General features: G+C 68.3%; 21 protein-coding genes. 12 read left to right on the top strand and 9 right to left on the bottom strand.

Annotated elements, in window-relative coordinates; genetic code table 11:
• Positions 1-47 precede the first annotated feature (47 nt).
• From ACIREE_RS07725 to ACIREE_RS07715, 3 genes are read left to right on the top strand one after another with little or no spacing between them, the layout of a single operon-like run.
• Entirely contained in the window at positions 48-503 is a 456-nt protein-coding gene (locus ACIREE_RS07725) for a hypothetical protein (RefSeq protein ID WP_404147768.1), read from the top strand.
• Positions 500-1,891, top strand: coding sequence for a hypothetical protein (locus ACIREE_RS07720; RefSeq protein ID WP_404147766.1), 1,392 nt, complete (start codon positions 500-502; stop codon positions 1,889-1,891). Before ACIREE_RS07725 ends, ACIREE_RS07720 begins: the two co-directional genes overlap by 4 nt.
• A complete protein-coding gene (locus ACIREE_RS07715; RefSeq protein WP_404147763.1) occupies positions 1,888-2,205 on the top strand; it encodes a hypothetical protein in 318 nt (105 codons plus the stop codon). Before ACIREE_RS07720 ends, ACIREE_RS07715 begins: the two co-directional genes overlap by 4 nt.
• Positions 2,206-2,312: 107 nt before the next feature.
• On the opposite strand, the gene tuf is transcribed toward ACIREE_RS07715, so the two are convergent.
• The 8 genes from tuf to ACIREE_RS07675 all read right to left on the bottom strand — a co-directional run bounded on the left by tuf (position 2,313) and on the right by ACIREE_RS07675 (position 8,738).
• The gene (gene tuf / locus ACIREE_RS07710) at positions 2,313-3,506 is read right to left on the bottom strand and encodes an elongation factor Tu (protein ID WP_404147760.1); all 1,194 of its coding nucleotides are present in this window, start codon (positions 3,504-3,506) and stop codon (positions 2,313-2,315) included.
• 154 nt (positions 3,507-3,660) lie between these two features.
• Complete coding sequence (fusA, locus tag ACIREE_RS07705; RefSeq protein ID WP_404147757.1) at positions 3,661-5,790, bottom strand: elongation factor G; 2,130 nt, start codon at positions 5,788-5,790, stop codon at positions 3,661-3,663.
• A 39-nt stretch (positions 5,791-5,829) separates the two neighbouring features.
• Complete coding sequence (gene rpsG / locus ACIREE_RS07700) at positions 5,830-6,300, bottom strand: 30S ribosomal protein S7 (protein ID WP_404147755.1); 471 nt, start codon at positions 6,298-6,300, stop codon at positions 5,830-5,832.
• A gap of 2 nt (positions 6,301-6,302) precedes the next feature.
• Positions 6,303-6,674, bottom strand: a complete 372-nt coding sequence (rpsL, locus tag ACIREE_RS07695; protein WP_003948652.1) for a 30S ribosomal protein S12 — start codon at positions 6,672-6,674, stop codon at positions 6,303-6,305.
• Positions 6,675-6,945: 271 nt separating this feature from the next.
• Entirely contained in the window at positions 6,946-7,500 is a 555-nt protein-coding gene (locus ACIREE_RS07690; protein ID WP_404147752.1) for a DUF1707 and DUF4190 domain-containing protein, read from the bottom strand.
• Positions 7,501-7,601: 101 nt separating this feature from the next.
• On the bottom strand, positions 7,602-7,799 hold the full coding sequence (locus tag ACIREE_RS07685; protein WP_404147750.1) for a hypothetical protein: 198 nt from the start codon (positions 7,797-7,799) through the stop codon (positions 7,602-7,604).
• A complete protein-coding gene (locus ACIREE_RS07680; RefSeq protein WP_404147747.1) occupies positions 7,796-8,485 on the bottom strand; it encodes a hypothetical protein in 690 nt (229 codons plus the stop codon). Before ACIREE_RS07680 ends, ACIREE_RS07685 begins: the two co-directional genes overlap by 4 nt.
• Positions 8,478-8,738: a WhiB family transcriptional regulator gene (locus ACIREE_RS07675; protein ID WP_404147744.1), complete on the bottom strand. Its 261-nt coding sequence runs from the start codon at positions 8,736-8,738 to the stop codon at positions 8,478-8,480. The genes ACIREE_RS07680 and ACIREE_RS07675 overlap by 8 nt, the downstream gene beginning before the upstream one ends.
• A 250-nt stretch (positions 8,739-8,988) precedes the next feature.
• Here ACIREE_RS07675 and ACIREE_RS07670 point away from each other — a divergent pair, with 250 nt between their 5' ends.
• The 5 genes from ACIREE_RS07670 to ACIREE_RS07650 all read left to right on the top strand — a co-directional run bounded on the left by ACIREE_RS07670 (position 8,989) and on the right by ACIREE_RS07650 (position 11,726).
• Positions 8,989-9,492, top strand: coding sequence for a helix-turn-helix domain-containing protein (locus tag ACIREE_RS07670; protein WP_404147741.1), 504 nt, complete (start codon positions 8,989-8,991; stop codon positions 9,490-9,492).
• A 252-nt stretch (positions 9,493-9,744) separates the two neighbouring features.
• A complete protein-coding gene (locus ACIREE_RS07665) occupies positions 9,745-10,158 on the top strand; it encodes a hypothetical protein (RefSeq protein WP_404147738.1) in 414 nt (137 codons plus the stop codon).
• 133 nt (positions 10,159-10,291) lie between these two features.
• Complete coding sequence (locus ACIREE_RS07660; protein WP_404147737.1) at positions 10,292-10,897, top strand: phage tail protein; 606 nt, start codon at positions 10,292-10,294, stop codon at positions 10,895-10,897.
• Between the two features lie 98 nt (positions 10,898-10,995).
• Positions 10,996-11,286: a hypothetical protein gene (locus ACIREE_RS07655; protein ID WP_404147734.1), complete on the top strand. Its 291-nt coding sequence runs from the start codon at positions 10,996-10,998 to the stop codon at positions 11,284-11,286.
• A gap of 65 nt (positions 11,287-11,351) precedes the next feature.
• Positions 11,352-11,726, top strand: a complete 375-nt coding sequence (locus ACIREE_RS07650; RefSeq protein WP_404148208.1) for a hypothetical protein — start codon at positions 11,352-11,354, stop codon at positions 11,724-11,726.
• Between the two features lie 9 nt (positions 11,727-11,735).
• Here the strand turns inward: ACIREE_RS07650 and ACIREE_RS07645 are convergent, their stop codons facing one another.
• Positions 11,736-12,572 carry a hypothetical protein gene (locus ACIREE_RS07645; RefSeq protein WP_404147732.1) on the bottom strand — a complete coding sequence of 279 codons (837 nt, stop codon included), beginning with the start codon at positions 12,570-12,572 and terminating at the stop codon, positions 11,736-11,738.
• 339 nt (positions 12,573-12,911) lie between these two features.
• Between ACIREE_RS07645 and ACIREE_RS07640 the strand changes: the two genes are divergently transcribed.
• From ACIREE_RS07640 to ACIREE_RS07625, 4 genes are all read left to right on the top strand, one after another.
• Positions 12,912-13,115 (top strand): hypothetical protein, encoded by a 204-nt coding sequence (locus ACIREE_RS07640; protein ID WP_404147729.1) that lies wholly within the window; start codon positions 12,912-12,914, stop codon positions 13,113-13,115.
• A gap of 342 nt (positions 13,116-13,457) precedes the next feature.
• Complete coding sequence (locus ACIREE_RS07635; RefSeq protein WP_404147726.1) at positions 13,458-14,252, top strand: hypothetical protein; 795 nt, start codon at positions 13,458-13,460, stop codon at positions 14,250-14,252.
• Positions 14,249-15,445 carry a phage tail protein gene (locus ACIREE_RS07630; protein ID WP_404147724.1) on the top strand — a complete coding sequence of 399 codons (1,197 nt, stop codon included), beginning with the start codon at positions 14,249-14,251 and terminating at the stop codon, positions 15,443-15,445. Before ACIREE_RS07635 ends, ACIREE_RS07630 begins: the two co-directional genes overlap by 4 nt.
• Entirely contained in the window at positions 15,442-16,713 is a 1,272-nt protein-coding gene (locus ACIREE_RS07625; RefSeq protein WP_404147721.1) for a tape-measure protein, read from the top strand. The genes ACIREE_RS07630 and ACIREE_RS07625 overlap by 4 nt, the downstream gene beginning before the upstream one ends.
• The last annotated feature ends 9 nt before the right edge of the window (positions 16,714-16,722 follow it).

Genomic DNA, 16,722 nt, shown 5'->3' with positions numbered 1-16,722 from the left:
GATCGGGTCACGGTCCGTCACGGGGGCGGATCGCCTAGGGGGACTACATGTCATTCGACGAGGAGTGGGCCCAGTTGAAGGCCGACGCCCTGGAGCGGCGCTCGACCGGAATGCAGCTCAACCAGCTCCCGCCGGAGGCCGGCGGCAACAGCGCGGGACCGGGCGCGCCGGCAGCCGGCACGCTGATCGCCGAGACCGAATCCATCAACGGCAACGCGAACCTGCTGATCGAGATCGCCGGTCTCCTCCAGGAGGGCCGGCCCGACGCCGAACTCACCACACTGGCCCGTGATCCCCGGGCCCACGAGGACGTCGCCGCACAGGTGATCCGCTTCGCCTCCTTCGCCGGTGACCAATACCTGGACGGGGTCGCCCTGTTCGCGGCGCTCTCCACCAAACTGCGCACCGTCGGCAGTGACTTTGTGAAGATCGAGGACGACACGGCACAGCGCTTCCTGCAACAGGTCCTGGAGGGCAGCTACCTCTCCCCGGAGGCGCGATGAGCACGGGCATCAGTCACCGCAAGGACGTCGAGTTCCTGGATGGCTGCAGCCCGCCGCTCGTCGAGCGCAACGCCGACGAGTTCAAGCGCGTACACGACCTGCTCACGTCGGTGGATCCGTCCGCCGAGCGGGCCGAGAAGCACACGCGGTGGAAGAGCGAGGGCAGCACGCACTACGAGGGCCGGCTGAAGGAGAGCCGAAAGCTCCTGACGCTGCTCGCCGACGGCTACGACAAGGCCGCCACCGCCCTACGCGATTACGCGACCGCGCTGGAGGCCGCGAAGGCCCACTACTCCAACGGCAGGTCGAACGAGCAGGCCCTCGCCGACCTGATCCACACCAAGGGCACGGCCGTCACCCGCGAGGCCCAGGAGGCCGAGCCCATGCGGCAGTGGGAGGACATGCGGGCGACCACCGGTGTCATGGACTTCTTCGCCGAACTCACCATGGACGTCGACGACATCAAGGACGAGGCGAACCGGCTGCACGACGCGGCGGGCGGCGACTTCCACCTGGCCAAGACCACCGAGAAGGAGGCCCGCGACCTCTGTGTGCACCGGCTGAAGCAGGCGTACGACATGCTGCCGGAGTTCCGTACGTACACGGCAGGCCGCAACGACCTCGTCGCGGCCATCCCCGCGCTGCGCCGGGAGGCGGCCGAGGCGAGCTCGAACCCGCTCACGCAGCTGCCCGGCAGCGGCCCCAAGCAGGACTACTACCCGATCGCCGGGGACCAGATCGTCTCGCCGACGCTGCGCGACATCCGGCTTCAGGTCGCGAGTCTGCCCGGCGCGCGCGACAGCTACTGGGACCCGCCGGGCACCGCGCAGGAGCGCGCGGAGTGGATCACGGCGAACAAGGACATCATCAACGCCGCGGCCCGCAACTCGGGGCTGCCGCCGGACATGGTCGCCGGGATCGCCTGGCAGGAGATCGGCGGACAGCCCGGCATCCTCGACGACATCACCGACACCCTCCGCGAGCAGGCCGACTCCCCGCTGAGCCCGATCGCGCCGGAGAACCTGCCCTGGCGGCTCGGCGGCGACCCCGACAACACCTCGATGGGGCCCATCGCCATCCAGGTCAGACGCGGGGCCGAGGTCCTCGGCTACGACCCCGATCACCTCACCGACCAGCAGCGCGGCATGGTGGAGGACGCCCTTCAGGACCCCGGGCAGAACATGTTCATCGCCTCTGAGTACCTGGCCCAGCTGAAGGCGGAGAGCGACTTCGCGGATGTGCCACCGGAGGAGATGACCCCGGCCCAGTACCAGGAGCTCGCCGCCCGCTACAACGGCGGTCCTTACTGGGCGTCCGACGACGCCCAGGCCTATGGGCGGGGCTTCAGCAACAATCTGGACGACGCAAGGAGCGCGCTGCGCCCATGAGCCACCCCACCGCCCACCCCGACGGCGCCGACCGCGGCTGCCTGCGCCTCGTGCTCGCCGTCCCGTTCACCCTGCTCACGCTGCTCGCGGCCTGGTTCTGCTGGACGGCGGTGACGATCCGCCCGTCAGGTGGCTGGGACGCCGACGCGTACCGCGGCATCGAAGTGGCGTGCCTCGTCACCATGGTCCTGGCCGGCGCGGTCATCCTGCTGGGGCTGCTGCCTTCGGTCCGCCGGGCCATGGGCTGGCCGTGGGTCGCCCCGGCCGCGGTCCTCGTGGTGGTCGCCGCGGTGCGCTGGGCGACGGGCACCTGAGGCCCGGCCCCACGGCGCACGCAAAAGGGCCCGTACGACCGAAGTCGTACGGGCCCTTTCAGAGCTCTAGGAGCTACCAGGCGTCAAGCCCAACAGGTAAGCGATGCTTACTTGTTGATCTTGGTGACCTGGCCGGCGCCGACGGTCCGGCCACCCTCACGGATGGCGAACTTCAGGCCCTCTTCCATGGCGACGGGCTGGATGAGCTCAACGGTCATCTCAGTGTTGTCACCCGGCATGACCATCTCGGTGCCCTCGGGGAGGGTCACGACGCCGGTCACGTCCGTGGTACGGAAGTAGAACTGCGGGCGGTAGTTGTTGAAGAAGGGGGTGTGACGGCCACCCTCGTCCTTCGACAGGATGTACGCCTGCGCCTCGAACTCGGTGTGCGGCGTGACCGAACCCGGCTTGATGATGACCTGGCCGCGCTCGACGTCCTCGCGCTTGATGCCACGGAGGAGCAGACCGACGTTCTCACCGGCCTGGCCCTCGTCGAGCAGCTTGCGGAACATCTCGATGCCGGTGACCGTGGTGGTGGTCTTGTCCTGCTTGATACCCACGATGTCAACGGTCTCGTTGACCTTGAGGATGCCACGCTCGATACGACCGGTGACGACCGTGCCACGACCGGTGATCGTGAAGACGTCCTCGATCGGCATCAGGAACGGCTTGTCGACGTCGCGCTCGGGCTGCGGGATGTTCTCGTCCACGGCCTTCATGAGCTCGAGGACCGAGTTGCCCCACTCCTTGTCGCCCTCAAGGGCCTTCAGAGCGGAAACCTTGACGACCGGCAGGTCGTCGCCCGGGAACTCGTACTCGGAGAGGAGCTCACGCACCTCGAGCTCGACGAGCTCCAGGATCTCCTCGTCGTCCACCATGTCGGCCTTGTTCAGGGCGACGACGATGTACGGAACGCCGACCTGGCGGGCCAGGAGCACGTGCTCCTTGGTCTGCGGCATCGGGCCGTCGGTGGCGGCGACCACGAGGATGGCGCCGTCCATCTGCGCGGCACCCGTGATCATGTTCTTGATGTAGTCGGCGTGCCCGGGGCAGTCGACGTGCGCGTAGTGACGCGTCTCCGTCTGGTACTCGACGTGCGCGATCGAGATCGTGATACCGCGCTGGCGCTCCTCGGGAGCCTTGTCGATCTGGTCGAAGGCCGAGGCCTCGTTCAGGTCCGGGTACGCGTCGTGCAGCACCTTGGTAATGGCGGCCGTGAGGGTCGTCTTACCGTGGTCGATGTGACCGATGGTGCCGATGTTGACGTGCGGCTTAGTCCGCTCGAACTTTGCCTTCGCCACTGGGTCCTCCTGCGGAGTGGTTCTGTACGCCTTGCTTCATCGGCGCCAGGTGATCTTTGCTGGGATGCCCGGGGCCCCGGGGCAATCCGCGACGGTTGTCGTGAAATGCCCCGAGAGACTCCGGAGTCAAGCCTAAAGCGTGAACTCGATTGAGTTACTCGCCCTTGGCCTTCGCGATGATCTCCTCGGCGACGTTCCGCGGAACCTCGGCGTAGGAGTCGAACTGCATTGAGTAGCTTGCGCGACCCGACGTCTTGCTGCGGAGGTCTCCGACGTAGCCGAACATCTCCGAGAGGGGCACGAGGCCCTTCACGACGCGAGCGCCGCTGCGCTCCTCCATGGCCTGGATCTGGCCACGGCGGGAGTTGATGTCACCGATGACATCGCCCATGTAGTCCTCGGGCGTGGTGACCTCGACGGCCATCATCGGCTCGAGCAGCACGGGCTTTGCCTTGCGCGCGCCTTCCTTGAACGCCTGCGAACCGGCGATCTTGAAGGCGAGCTCGGAGGAGTCGACCTCGTGGTAGGCGCCGTCGAGAAGCGTGATGCGAACACCAGTCATCTCGTAGCCGGCAAGGATGCCGAACTGCATGGCCTCCTGCGCACCGGCGTCCACCGACGGGATGTACTCCCGCGGGATACGGCCACCGGTCACCTTGTTCACGAACTCGTACGCCGGGCCGTCGGCCTCGGTGATGGGCTCGATCGCGATCTGCACCTTGGCGAACTGACCGGTACCACCGGTCTGCTTCTTGTGGGTGTAGTCCACGCGCTCGACGGCCTGACGGATCGTCTCGCGGTAGGCGACCTGCGGCTTGCCGACGTTCGCCTCGACGCGGAACTCGCGCTTCATGCGGTCGACGAGCACCTCGAGGTGAAGCTCGCCCATACCACCGATGATGGTCTGGCCGGTCTCCTCGTCCGAGTGAACCTGGAAGGAGGGGTCCTCCTCCGAGAGACGCTGGATGGCAACACCCAGCTTCTCCTGGTCACCCTTGGACTTCGGCTCGATGGCGACCTGGATGACAGGCGCCGGGAAGTCCATGGACTCCAGGATCACCTGCTGCTTGTCGTCACAGAGCGTCTCGCCCGTGGTGGTCTGCTTCAGACCCATGACGGCGACGATGTCACCGGCGCCCACCGACTCGATCTCCTCACGCTTGTTCGCGTGCATACGGTAGATCTTGCCGATGCGCTCCTTCTTGCCCTTGACGGGGTTCAGCACCGCGGTGCCGGACTCCAGGCGGCCCGAGTAAACCCGGACGAAGGTGAGCTTGCCGAGGTGCGGGTCGCTCATGATCTTGAAGGCCAGAGCGGACAGCGGCTCGTCGTCGGACGGCTTGCGCTTGACGACGATCTCGGGGTCCTTGACGTCGTGGCCTTCGATGGCCTCGACGTCGAGCGGGGTCGGCAGGTAACGCACGACAGCGTCGAGCAGGGGCTGAACGCCCTTGTTCTTGAACGCGGTGCCACAGAACACGGGGGTGACGGTGGTGTCGCCGCCCTTGCCCGAGGCGATGGTGATGCGACGCACGGCGGCGTGCAGCTGCTCCACGGTGGGCTCGGTGCCCTCCAGGAACAGCTCCATCATCTCCTCGTCGTTCTCCGCGACGGCCTCGAGCAGCTTGCCGCGGTACTCCTCGGCAGCCTCGACGTGCGTGGCGGGGATGTCGACGATGTCGTAGGCCTCGCCCTTGGCGGCCTCGGCCGACCAGACGAACGCCTTCATCGTGACGAGGTCGACGACACCCTGGAAGTCGGCCTCGGCACCGATGGGCAGCTGCATGACCAGCGGAGTCGCACCGAGGCGGTCGACGATCATGTCGACACAGCGGTGGAACTCGGCGCCGGTACGGTCCAGCTTGTTCACGAAGCAGATGCGCGGCACGCCGTAACGGTCGGCCTGACGCCACACCGTCTCGGACTGCGGCTCAACGCCGGCGACACCGTCGAACACCGTCACAGCACCATCGAGGACACGCAGGGAGCGCTCCACCTCGACGGTGAAGTCGACGTGCCCCGGGGTGTCGATGATGTTGATCGTGTAGTCGTTGTCCTCGAGCGGCCAGTGACAGGTGGTGGCAGCAGAGGTGATCGTGATGCCACGCTCCTGCTCCTGCTCCATCCAGTCCATCGTGGCAGCGCCGTCGTGAACCTCACCGATCTTGTACGACACACCGGTGTAGAACAGGATCCGCTCGGTCGTCGTCGTCTTGCCCGCGTCGATGTGGGCCATGATCCCGATGTTGCGGACCTTGGCCAGGTCAAGTGAAGTGGTAGCCATAAGGCTTCGGTCTTCTCTCGGTCTCGATGTGGGTAGCGACTACCAGCGGTAGTGCGCGAAGGCCTTGTTGGACTCGGCCATCTTGTGCGTGTCCTCGCGCTTCTTGACGGCAGCGCCGAGGCCGTTCGAGGCGTCGAGCAGCTCGTTCGTCAGACGCTCGGTCATCGTCTTCTCGCGACGGGCGCGGGAGTAGCCGACGAGCCAGCGGAGCGCGAGGGTGCTGGCGCGACCGGGCTTGACCTCGATCGGCACCTGGTAGGTGGCGCCACCGACACGGCGGGACTTGACCTCGAGGGTCGGCTTGATGTTCTCCAGCGCGCGCTTCAGCGTGATGACCGGGTCGTTGCCCGACTTCTCGCGCAGACCCTCCATGGCGCCGTACACGATGCGCTCGGCGGTGGAGCGCTTGCCGTTCATCAGCACCTTGTTGATGAGGGAGGTCACCAGAGGGGAACCGTAGACCGGGTCGATGATGACCGGGCGCTTCGGGGCGGGGCCCTTACGAGGCATTTCTACTTCTCCTTCTTGGCGCCGTAGCGGCTGCGGGCCTGCTTGCGGTTCTTGACACCCTGGGTGTCGAGCGAACCGCGGATGATCTTGTAACGAACACCGGGCAGGTCCTTCACACGGCCGCCACGCACGAGCACGATGGAGTGCTCCTGCAGGTTGTGTCCCTCACCCGGAATGTAGGCCGTGACCTCAATACCGGAGGTCAGACGCACACGCGCGACCTTACGGAGGGCCGAGTTCGGCTTCTTCGGGGTGGTCGTGAACACACGCGTGCAGACACCACGACGCTGGGGCGAACCCTCGAGCGCGGGCGTCTTGTTCTTCTCGACCTTGTCCTGCCGGCCCTTCCGGACCAGCTGCTGGATCGTAGGCACTACTTCTCCGGTTTCTGTGTGCCGAATAGTAAAGCTAACCTGGAACGCCTCCGACCCACGCGGTCGGGTGTGTCGAACACTGCAGACCCCCGCGCAATGGCGGGAAGGCGGCAGGATGCGGTGACCTTGATCGAAAACGATCGGGGCCCGTCATGCGGTTGAGGACACGCACACGAGCCCAGGCACACCCCAGGCACAAGGTCTGAGCGTACCTACCTCATACGCTGTGGTCAAAACAAATACCCCACAGCCAGGACACGCCGGGCGCAGCTCAGGCGGGCCCTGCGGTCGCGGCCACGATCGCGAGCGTGAGGAACAACACCCAGCCCGCGACCGAAAGCCACCCGAGCACGAGCCCGGCCACGGCCATACCGTCGCCCTGCTCCCCGCTCCGCCTGATCTCCGCCCGCGCCATGTGCCCGAGCACCACCGCCGGAATCCCGGTCAGGCCCACCGAGAAGACCGCCGTCACCCCGCACGCCAGCGCCCCTACGGCCTTGCCGTTGGTCGGGGCGGGCAGCGGCGGCGCCGGCAGGAACGTCCGCGGCACGGGCGCCCCCATCATCGGCATCGGCATCTGCATCTGCTGCTGCGGCACAGGCCCCTGCGGCAGATCCGCGACCAGCACGCTCAGCTCGCCCACGGTCCGCGCCTGATAGGCCCGCTCGACCCGCTTCTCGTACTCCCCCTGCGGCATCCGCCCCTCGGCGAACCCGGCCCGCAGCACATCCACCGCCCGCTCCCGGTCGGCGTGCGCGGCGAGCATCGACGGCTGCTGGCCGTGCTGCGGCGGCCAGGGTGCCGACTGCCACGACGGATGCGACACGAGACCAACTCCCCCGAACCGGCTGTCTGTGTCCTCCATCATGCGTCAACGCCGCGCGGGGCGGCCACCCCCCACGTTCCCGAGGGTGACCGCCCCGCGGCTCAGCGGCGCTTCCGGCCGCTGGTGGCGCGCTCCGCCGCGAACACGTCCTCCAGGCGGAACAGTGCGGCGCGGCCCGTCTTGCCCGCCGCCCTGAGGTGTCCCAGCTGCACCCACTTGCGGATGGTCGCGGGGGCCACCCCCGCTTCCTGGGCGGCGAGCGGGCCGGGGATCAGCGTCGGCAGCTCGGTACGCGTCATCGGCGCCGCCCCTCCCGTAGGACGCCCTCGTTCCAGGTGTGCCGGTAGGACGGGTCGTCATGGCAGCCGCAGTCCTGCGCGGTGCAGCGACAGCCCGGGTTCACGCACAGCACGGCGTCGCGCTCCGGGAAGGCCCGCAGTGAGACGGAGTCGCACCAGGGGCAGCGCCCGGAGACACGCACCACCGTCTCGGTGTCACCGAGGACGCGGGCGCAGCGCCGGGCCATCCTGCGGGTCTCGTCGCGCACATGGGCGACGAGCACCGGGTCGGCGGCGACGTCGTCGAGGAGGGCGGCGATCCGGCGCAGCCGCTCCGGCACGGGCGCGTGGCGTACGCGGGGCAGGCCGAGCCGCTCGCGCACGGCCTCCTCCAGTTCGACCACGCCATCGGTGATGTCGCGGATGGTGTCGGAGATGTGCAGGCGCAGCGGGGCCGCGCTCGGCCCCGGCGCGACGAGTCCGTGGCACTGCTGGAGGAGCAGCGCCTCGGCCCGCTCCTCACGGAGCCGGTCGGCGAAGTCCGCCGGGGGCCGGGCGGCGGGGCGGCGGCCCGGGGTGGTGCGGCCGGGGACGAGTTCGGTGGCCAGCTCGGGGAAGTGCCGCAGTAGGGCGGCTGTCCACAGGGCGGCCTGGTCGGCGTCGGTACGGGAAGTGCCGGCGGGGGCCGCGTGCTGACGGTCAGGCAACGGAGCCTCCGCGCGGGGTGACCGGACGGCCGCGGCGCCACAGGCGGCCACCGCAGACGCCGTCGAACCAACTGTCGGCCGGGGCCACGGCCTGCTCGCAGCGGGCCCGCACGGTACAGGAGGCGCAGGCGCGCAGGGCGGGGGCGGCCTCCTTGGGTTTCTTGGCGAAGACGACCTCGGGCGGCAGCCCCGCGCAGGCCGCGGCGGTCTGCCAGGCCGAGACGGAGACAGGGCCGGAGACGGAGACGGACATAGAGCCTCCCACGTATGAAACGGCTGTGACTGGTGCGAAGTGAGACGCCCAGGGTTACAGATTGCGTGCGCGCTCGCAACTACGTTCATCACGGGCGATCCGCGAGATCCGAACGCCTCCGGAACTGTGGTTCCGCCCAATCTCCACCAAGAAATGAGCCAACTTTCCCTAGTGCTTGCACGCGAGCACGTAATAGCGCGCGCGCAAGCAAGCTAGACTTACCGCCACTCCATAGGAAGCGAGCCCCCTGATGACCAGCCAGGAACTGGACGCCTTCGCCGCTTGGGTCGAAAATCTGATGCGCGCCGGCGGCTACGACATCGACAGCCCACGCGGTGGCGGAAAGTCGCGCATCGCGGACGAGGCCGGGATCCACCGCGCCGCCGTCACCCGCCTGCTGCAGCGCCAGAGCATGCCGGACCTCGAGACCACGCGCAGACTCGCCCGCGTCCTGGGCGTGCCGGTCCGCGAGATGCTCATCCGTTCCGGCCGACTCACCGCGGAGGAACTGGCCGAGCCGCAGGCCTACTCCACCGCTCCCGCGCCGAGCGCGGAGCTCGGCCGCCGCCCCACTCTCGAAGAGGTCGCCGATCTGCTGGGGGTACCGGCGGACCGGCGGGAGATGTTCGTCCGCGTGGTCGAGCAGTTCCTGCCCGCCGAACTGCCCGGCGACGCGCCCGGCGAGCTGCCCGGGCGACAGGGCGAGCGCGCGACGGCAAAGGCGGCCGCCACCCCGTTGCCGGCCAACGACTGACCAGCACGCCCCCCTGCTCCCACCCCACCCCACTTCCCCCACTCCCCCCGCCCCCCACCCCGCGCGCCCCGCATGAACCGCGCCGCTCCCCCACCCCTCGGATCACGGTCCACACCGTTTTAGTTGCGTGCGCGCACGCTCGTATGTCACAGTTGGTGCAGCGGCGGAGCTGTGCCCCTCGGCAGGCCGCACAAGGGCTCGCCGCGTCCCGCCGTTCGTACGCTCCTCAACGCTGCCCCGAGGTGACCCGGCATGACCACACCCACCCCACCGAGCACCTTCCCCGACGTCGAGGCCCTGGTCGTCGACGTCCTGAAGGACGACCCGCGCATGTCCGCCGCGCTCGTCGACGTACAGGCACCTGCCGATTTCAACGGCACGGCCGCCGCCGTCCTCGTCAACCGGCGCGGCGGCGCCTGGGTCGGTGAGCGCCACGTCGACCAGCCGCTGATCGAGCTGGAGGTGTACGGCCCGAGCAAGCACGCCGCACACCTGCTGGCCAACGACGCCCGTCAGGCCGTACTGGCCATGGCGGGCAAGCGGTACGGCACGAACCTCGTCACGGAGTCCGAGGAACAGGACGGCCCGCGCTGGCTGCCCGACTACCTCTACTCCGCGGCCAACCGCTACGTCACCGTCATCAGGCTCTACGTGGACGTCTACTGACGGACGACCGCGCCGCGCGAGAACCGCGCCCCACAGACCGAAGGCCCCGCCCACCCGGCGGGGCCTTCGTCGTACCCGGATCCCCGGGTACGACACCGCCACCCCATCAACGAACACTCAAGGAGACCCAGACATGGCAGGAACCAACAGCTCCGAGATCCGCATCGCCGGCGTCGGCCGCCTCTACGTCGCCGCCGCCGACACCCCCGTCCCGTCGACCTTCTCCGACGACACCGTCACCGACTGGACGGGCTGGACCAACCTCGGCTTCACCTCCGGCGACGGCGTCACCTTCAGCAAGAAGGACAAGCTGGAGCCGGTCGACGTGTGGCAGGCCGTCAGCCCGGTGCACTTCGTGTACTCGGACCGCGATCTGACCCTGAAGTTCTCGCTGATGCAGTTCAACAAGGACAACCTGAAGTTCTTCATGGGCGGCGGCGACGTCAAGGCAGTGGGCTCGTCGACGGACGTCTTCCAGTACGACATCACCGACCGGCCGTACGCCGAAACGCGCGCTCTCGGCCTGGAGTTCACGGACGTCAAGGCGGGCGGCGCCGAGGCCGTCACGTACCGCTTCTGCATCGGCCGGGGCCAGGTCACGGCGTCGGACGACATCAAGCTGGCCCGCAAGGCCCCGGCGCAGCTGGGCATCACGTTCACCGCGATGGCCCCGAAGGACGGTGCGGCGCTGGCCAGCTTCGTCATGAAGGACTCCGCGTACAAGACCGCGGCGGCCTGACGGTCCGGGTGGGGCGGGCCGCCACGCCCGCCCCACCCGCTCTCTTCCTCCCTCACCCCGAGCACCCGAGCACCCGAGCCCAAGGAGCCTTCCTCACCATGACCCGTTTCGACGTCAACGCCGCTCGCGCGCAGCGCCTGGAAGCACTCGGCCGCACCTGGTCGTTCGAGCTCGACAACGAGAGCTACACCCTGCCGACGGAGCTGACCCGCGCCACCGCCAAGGCGCTGCGCAAGCTCGACGACAACGACGTGGACGGACTGCTGCGCCTGCTCCTGGGCGAGAAGCAGTTCGCCCGCTTCGAGCAGCACGAGATCACCATGCAGGACATCGCCGCCATCCTGGAGGCGTACGGCAAGGAGACCGGGCTCGGCCTGGGGGAAGCCTGAGCCTCGTCGGGTTCGTCGATGAACACGCCGAGGCCCTCGAAGCGGACCTGCTCCGCTACTACGGCATCGACCTGCTCGACTGGCACCGCGAGGCGCTGTCCACGCGGCGGCTCGCGGTGCTCGTCAAGCACCTGCCGCGGGACAGCGCGCTCAACCGGGAGCTGCACGGCGAGGCCGCCGAGTGGTCCGTGAGCGACCATCTGCTGGCCGCCGTCGTGGACCATCTGGCCGCCTCGAACTGGATGTTCGCCTGCGTCAACTCCGACGACGGCGATCAGCCGGAGCCGCCTGCGCCAGTGCCGCGTCCTTCGTACGGGGATGAGAGCGGGGACGGTGTCCCCGAGGGTCGATCGCCGGACCAGGAGGGGGAGTCGGAGTCCGGCTCCGGCCTGTCCCCGCAGGCTCCGTCCGCCGCGCAGCTCGCGCACTTCTTCGGCTGAGCGGTGGGGTCAGCGCGGCCTGGCCGATTCGCTGTGCTGGCCCTCGTGCTGGCCCTCGGGTCGATCGGGGCCTTCGCGGCCCTCCAGTTCGTCCGCCAGCGCCCGGGCCTTGTCGGAGAGCCGGCCGCGGGCCGCGTCGTCCGGCGCCGCGCGCTGTTCCGCCCGGGGAGACCTGTCCCGGCCGCCCGTCACGTCGGGCTGCCGGGCCAGAGGCGGCACGCTGGGGCGGCCATTGCGTCGTACCACGGTGCGGCGCCCGGCCGGGGCCCGGCGCCGGCCGGATATCTCGCGGGCCGACGGCAGGGCGTCGCCTTCGGTCCCGTCGTCGGGGCGCTCGTGCGCGGTGCGCCCCTCGTCCGGGTCGTCGGCGGACGACGCGGGTCCGTCTGCCAGCGACCGCTCCTGCTCGCCGCGCCGCTCCACGCGCGTCAACTCGGCCGGCGGGTGCAGGAGTTGCATGTACGGCAGCGGGATCACGTCACCGCCCGCACCGCCGTCGCCGTCACCACCGTGCTCCGGCTCCGCCTCGGCCCTGCGCACCGGGCGCGGCCTGCGACCGGAGCGGACATCTTCCTGCCCCTGGAGATAGGCGGCGGTGATCCGCTGCTCGTACGCCCGCCGCACCGACGGGAGTTGCTCGTCGACCACATCGGCCCAGCCCGCGCTGTAGGCGGACAGCTCGCGCCGGTCGAGCTCGGCGCGCGGCAGGATCACCAGGTCTTCGGGCTCATGCCCCAGGCTCAGGACCAACTCCGAGACACGAGCGATGAGATGTGGCAGATCAGTGGCTTGTTCGAGCCAGTCGACCGGCTGCCCATGCCGCGCTCTGCTCGCGTCTGCATCCACCCCAAAGGCCTTGCTCTCGTCCTTGGCTCATGGCGCCCCCCGCGCCAGGACGGCATTCCGGTCGCCGCCCACCGTCGGGTGACGGACCCTCACACCCCCTTGTCAAAGCGGCCGTTTACGTTCCATTCACCGACGGGAGAACGGCCGGATCCTACTCCACGGCCTCACATCCCCGCAGATCGGACCTCGTTGAGAGCTGGCTGACCAGCGCGGAGTGCGCGGCAATCCCGGACCGGGCCCCTCCCGTTCTCGTACACTAGTTCGAACAGACGCTTCGAACGCCCCAGGGAGCGCCACCCGCACCACCAGCCCGACGTACAGACCGGAAAGCAGGAAGACATGGCGACTGGCACGAGCAACTCCCCGCACCAGCCGATCGACACCTACACCCACCTCGCCCACCTCCTGCACTCCCCCGCACCCGACAGCGAGGCACTGCTCGACCGGCTGTACGAGGAACTGCTCGTCCGCGAGTCCCGTGCGTATGCGGCGGGGTGGCGGGACGCGCTGACGGAGGCGCGGCGCTCGGGGCCGCGGGGCTGACGCGTCGACTCCCACCCCTACTGGAAGCCCGCCGGGTTCAACCCGGCGGGCTTTCTACGGTCTCCATCCATAGAAAAGGAGCATGAGGCAAATTGCCGCCACTCCCCCAGAGAATGACGCCAGGAATTTTATGAACGACTTCTGCTCCTTGTCCTGCCGCCAGTAGAAAAACATCAGAATAGAAAAGAAGAAGAGCAGCACGGCAAGGACCATGAAGCCAGTGCCGATGCACCAGAGCAGGAGACCCATTTATTCCCCCCAAATTTATACACTGAGATCGATGAGGTTACCGGGAATTCACAGAGCTAGCAAGACCCGGAATCGACAATCAGGAGCAGCCGCATGGGACAGCACACCACCGACGACGTCTACGGCCAGCTGAAAGAAGTGCAGGAGCAGCTGGACAAAAACGCCGCACAAGCAGTCATCAAGCCCCACTTCGATTCCAAAATAGCTGAACTGAAAACAGCGATCGAGAAGGCCGGAAAGAAAGAAAAGGAGGACGAGAAAAAATCCGGCTGGGACGTAATAAAAGAACAGGAACCCATCAAGTCTCTGCTGGGCGTCATCAAGGGATTCACGGAGATCGCCAAGGGCGAGGGCATCTTGGCGAAGGTTGTGATGGGCCTTATTGCCGTCAGCGGCGCCGTAGCGGTGTTCGGCAAGGTCCGGACCATGGTCACTGACATGATCGCCAGAATCAAAGGCGCCCTGAATACGTTCAAGAACTTCACGCTGGCCGCCACCAGTCGTCTCCGAGGAGAACGTCAGTACCTTGGCCGGGACGACACCGGCCGGTTCGGGCTGCGGCCGGAACAGACCGCCGGGGAGAGGCAGCAGGCCGTGCAGGCCGGTCAGCGCCAGGCCCGTCGTAGCGGACGCAGCCGCGGTGCCTCAAGGCTGCCGAACGCGGGAGACGGCGTGCACGACCTGGGGCGAGACCTCGAGAAGGTCAACAGCGAGCTCGAGACCTTCGGCAGGCTCAAGTCGAAACTCCCCAAGGCCCGGACCCTGAAAGGCATCTCGGACGCGGCCAAGGACCTGCACCGTAACGGCGACAACCTGAAGACCATGTTCCGGGAGCTGGCTTCGGCGTCCACCGGCGCCGCCGACGCCATCGGCGGTGGTGGGCGATGAGCCTCGTCAGTTCCCTCAAGCAGGCGTCCAGTTCGCTCGACGCCTTCAAGTCCAAGGCGTCCGGCGCCGCCACCGCGGCCAAGAACATCGGCAGCGCCGGCCAGCAGGGCGCCGGTCAGCTCAAGGCGCTCAAGACCGCCGCCGACGGTTCCGGCAAGGAGCTCAAGGACCTCAAGTCGGCGTCCGACAAGGCCGAGAAGTCGCTCGCCAAGGCCGGCAGGACCGGTACCACCGCCGGGAAGAACCTCGGGAAGTACGAGTCCGGGGCGAAGAAGGCGGCCAAGGGCCAGGACAAGATGAACAAGTCGATGAAGGGCAACTTCTTCGGCATGCTCATGCAGTTGCTGCAGCCGCTGATCGAGAAGGTCGTCGACATGGCGACCCGCTCCAAGACGATGCAGAAGATCCTCAAGCAGGCCTTCACCGTCATCAAGTCCGTGATCAGCAGCGTCATGAAGGCCATTGGGCCGATCATGAAGAACGCCGGCAAGCTCATCAAGTCGGTCTGGAACGGCATCAAGTCGGCCGTCAGCAACGTGGTCAAGGCCGTCGCGAAGATCATCAAGACCTACGTCACCATCTGGAAGACGGTCATCACCAGCGTCCTCAAGGCGATCCGCACCGCCGTCTCCGGCGCCTGGAAGGGCATCAAGGCCGTCATCTCGCCGGTCGTCAACTGGGTCAAGTCCGCTATCCCCAGTGCCTTCCAGGCCGTCAAGAACAAGCTGTCCAGCATCTGGGGCGGCCTCAAGGGCATCGCGAGCCGCGCCTTCGACGGCATCAAGAGCGCGGTCCGCGGCCCGATCAACGGCGTCATCGGCATCATCAACTCCGCGATCGGCGCCCTCAACCGCATCCACGTCTCCATCCCCGGCTGGGTCCCGATGGTCGGCGGCAAGAGCTTCGGCGTCCATCTGCCGAGGATCCCCGCGCTGGCCACCGGCGGTGTCGTCATGCCCCGCTCCGGCGGTGTCCCGGCGCTCCTCGCCGAGGCCGGTGAGGCCGAGGCCGTGCTGCCGCTGAGCAAGCTGGACCGGCTGCTGAGGGCGGCGGCCACGCGCGGCCGGGCGTATGCGGGCGTCGCCGGCGGCGACGGCGGCGCGCTGCACATCGAGCACTACTACGCCGCGCAGACGAGCAGCCCGCAGCGCACCGCCGACGCGCTGATGTTCCTGGCCAAGGCGCGAGGATGAGCAGCACGACCCTGGTCGATCCGTTCAAGGGGGCGATGCCCACCCTGCGGTCCTTGCGGACCAGGGGCGGACAGGCGCAGTCCGGGCTGCGGTCCTTCACCCAGCGCGTCAAGAGCGCCGCGACCGGTCTCGGCCGGATGCGTTCGCCGATCGGCCAGGGTGCCACGGCGGTACAGCGGGTCAGGACGGGCGCCGACACCGCCGCCCGCTCCGTAACCAGAACCGCCCGCACCGCCACCCGCACCGCCACCACCCTCAAATCCGCAGCCGCCCGCGGCAGAAGCGCCGGCGGGACCCTGCGCAAGCTCGGCACCGGACTGGGCAGCGTCTTCGCGATCGTCGCGGCCCTGATCGACGCCTCCGGCGTCTTCGGCACCCTCCTCGACACCTTCGGCACCGCCATGACCATCGGCGCCGGCGTCATGCTCCTCATCAACATCCTGACCCGCGCCAACCCCATCGGCTTCGTCACCGGACTGCTGCTGCCGGTGGCGAGCTGGCTGCTGGACATCGCGATGAACTCCGAGACCGGTCAGCGGCTGATGGAGCAACTGGCCAAGCTGGTCCTGAAATACGTCGAGGGCTACCTCGCCGTCCTCACCCCGATCCTGAAAGCGATCGCGCAGGGCGTCAGTACGTACGTCACCGCCTGGCTGACCATCGCCACCGGCGTCCTGACCGCGCTCACCACCCTGGTCCGCGGCGGCTTCACCGTCATGCAGGCCCTCACCAGCGGCGACACCCGCGCCCTGCGCGCCGGGGCGGCGTCGGTCTGGCGCGGGTTCAAGGACGCCGTACGACCCCTGCTGAACTGGATCTCCAAGGACATCCCCAAGGGCTTCGGCCGGATCAAGGACGCGACCTCGCACGCCCTGGGCGCGATGGGGAAGTTCGTGACCACCGGCGCGCAGACCGTGGCCGGGGTGATCAAGGGCCCGTTCCAGGGCCTGGTCGCCTTCGCGAACTGGGTGATCGACGGGCTGAACAAGCTCAGCTTCAACTTCTTCGGCAAGAAGTTCGGCGTGCACCTGAGCAAGATCCCGATGCTGGCCCAGGGCGGCATCGCCGTGCCCGGCGCGCACCGCACCGGCCGGGTCCTCGCCCTCACCGCCCTGGAGCGGCAGCGGGCGCTCGCCCTGCGCGGCCGTGCCCGGGCCACCGCTCAACAGCCGCACCGCATCGAGGCGTTCCACGAGTCCCGCGCCGCCGGCGCCCACGGCACCGCGCAGGACCTGCTCTTCCTGGCCGCGGCCCACACCCGTACCTAAGAGCTCGAC

Source organism: Streptomyces sp. NPDC102467 (assembly GCF_044765445.1).
Taxonomy (GTDB): Bacteria; Actinomycetota; Actinomycetes; order Streptomycetales; family Streptomycetaceae; genus Streptomyces.
Note: the sequence above shows the minus strand (reverse complement) of the source record. Positions and strands in the feature narration are given on the sequence as shown.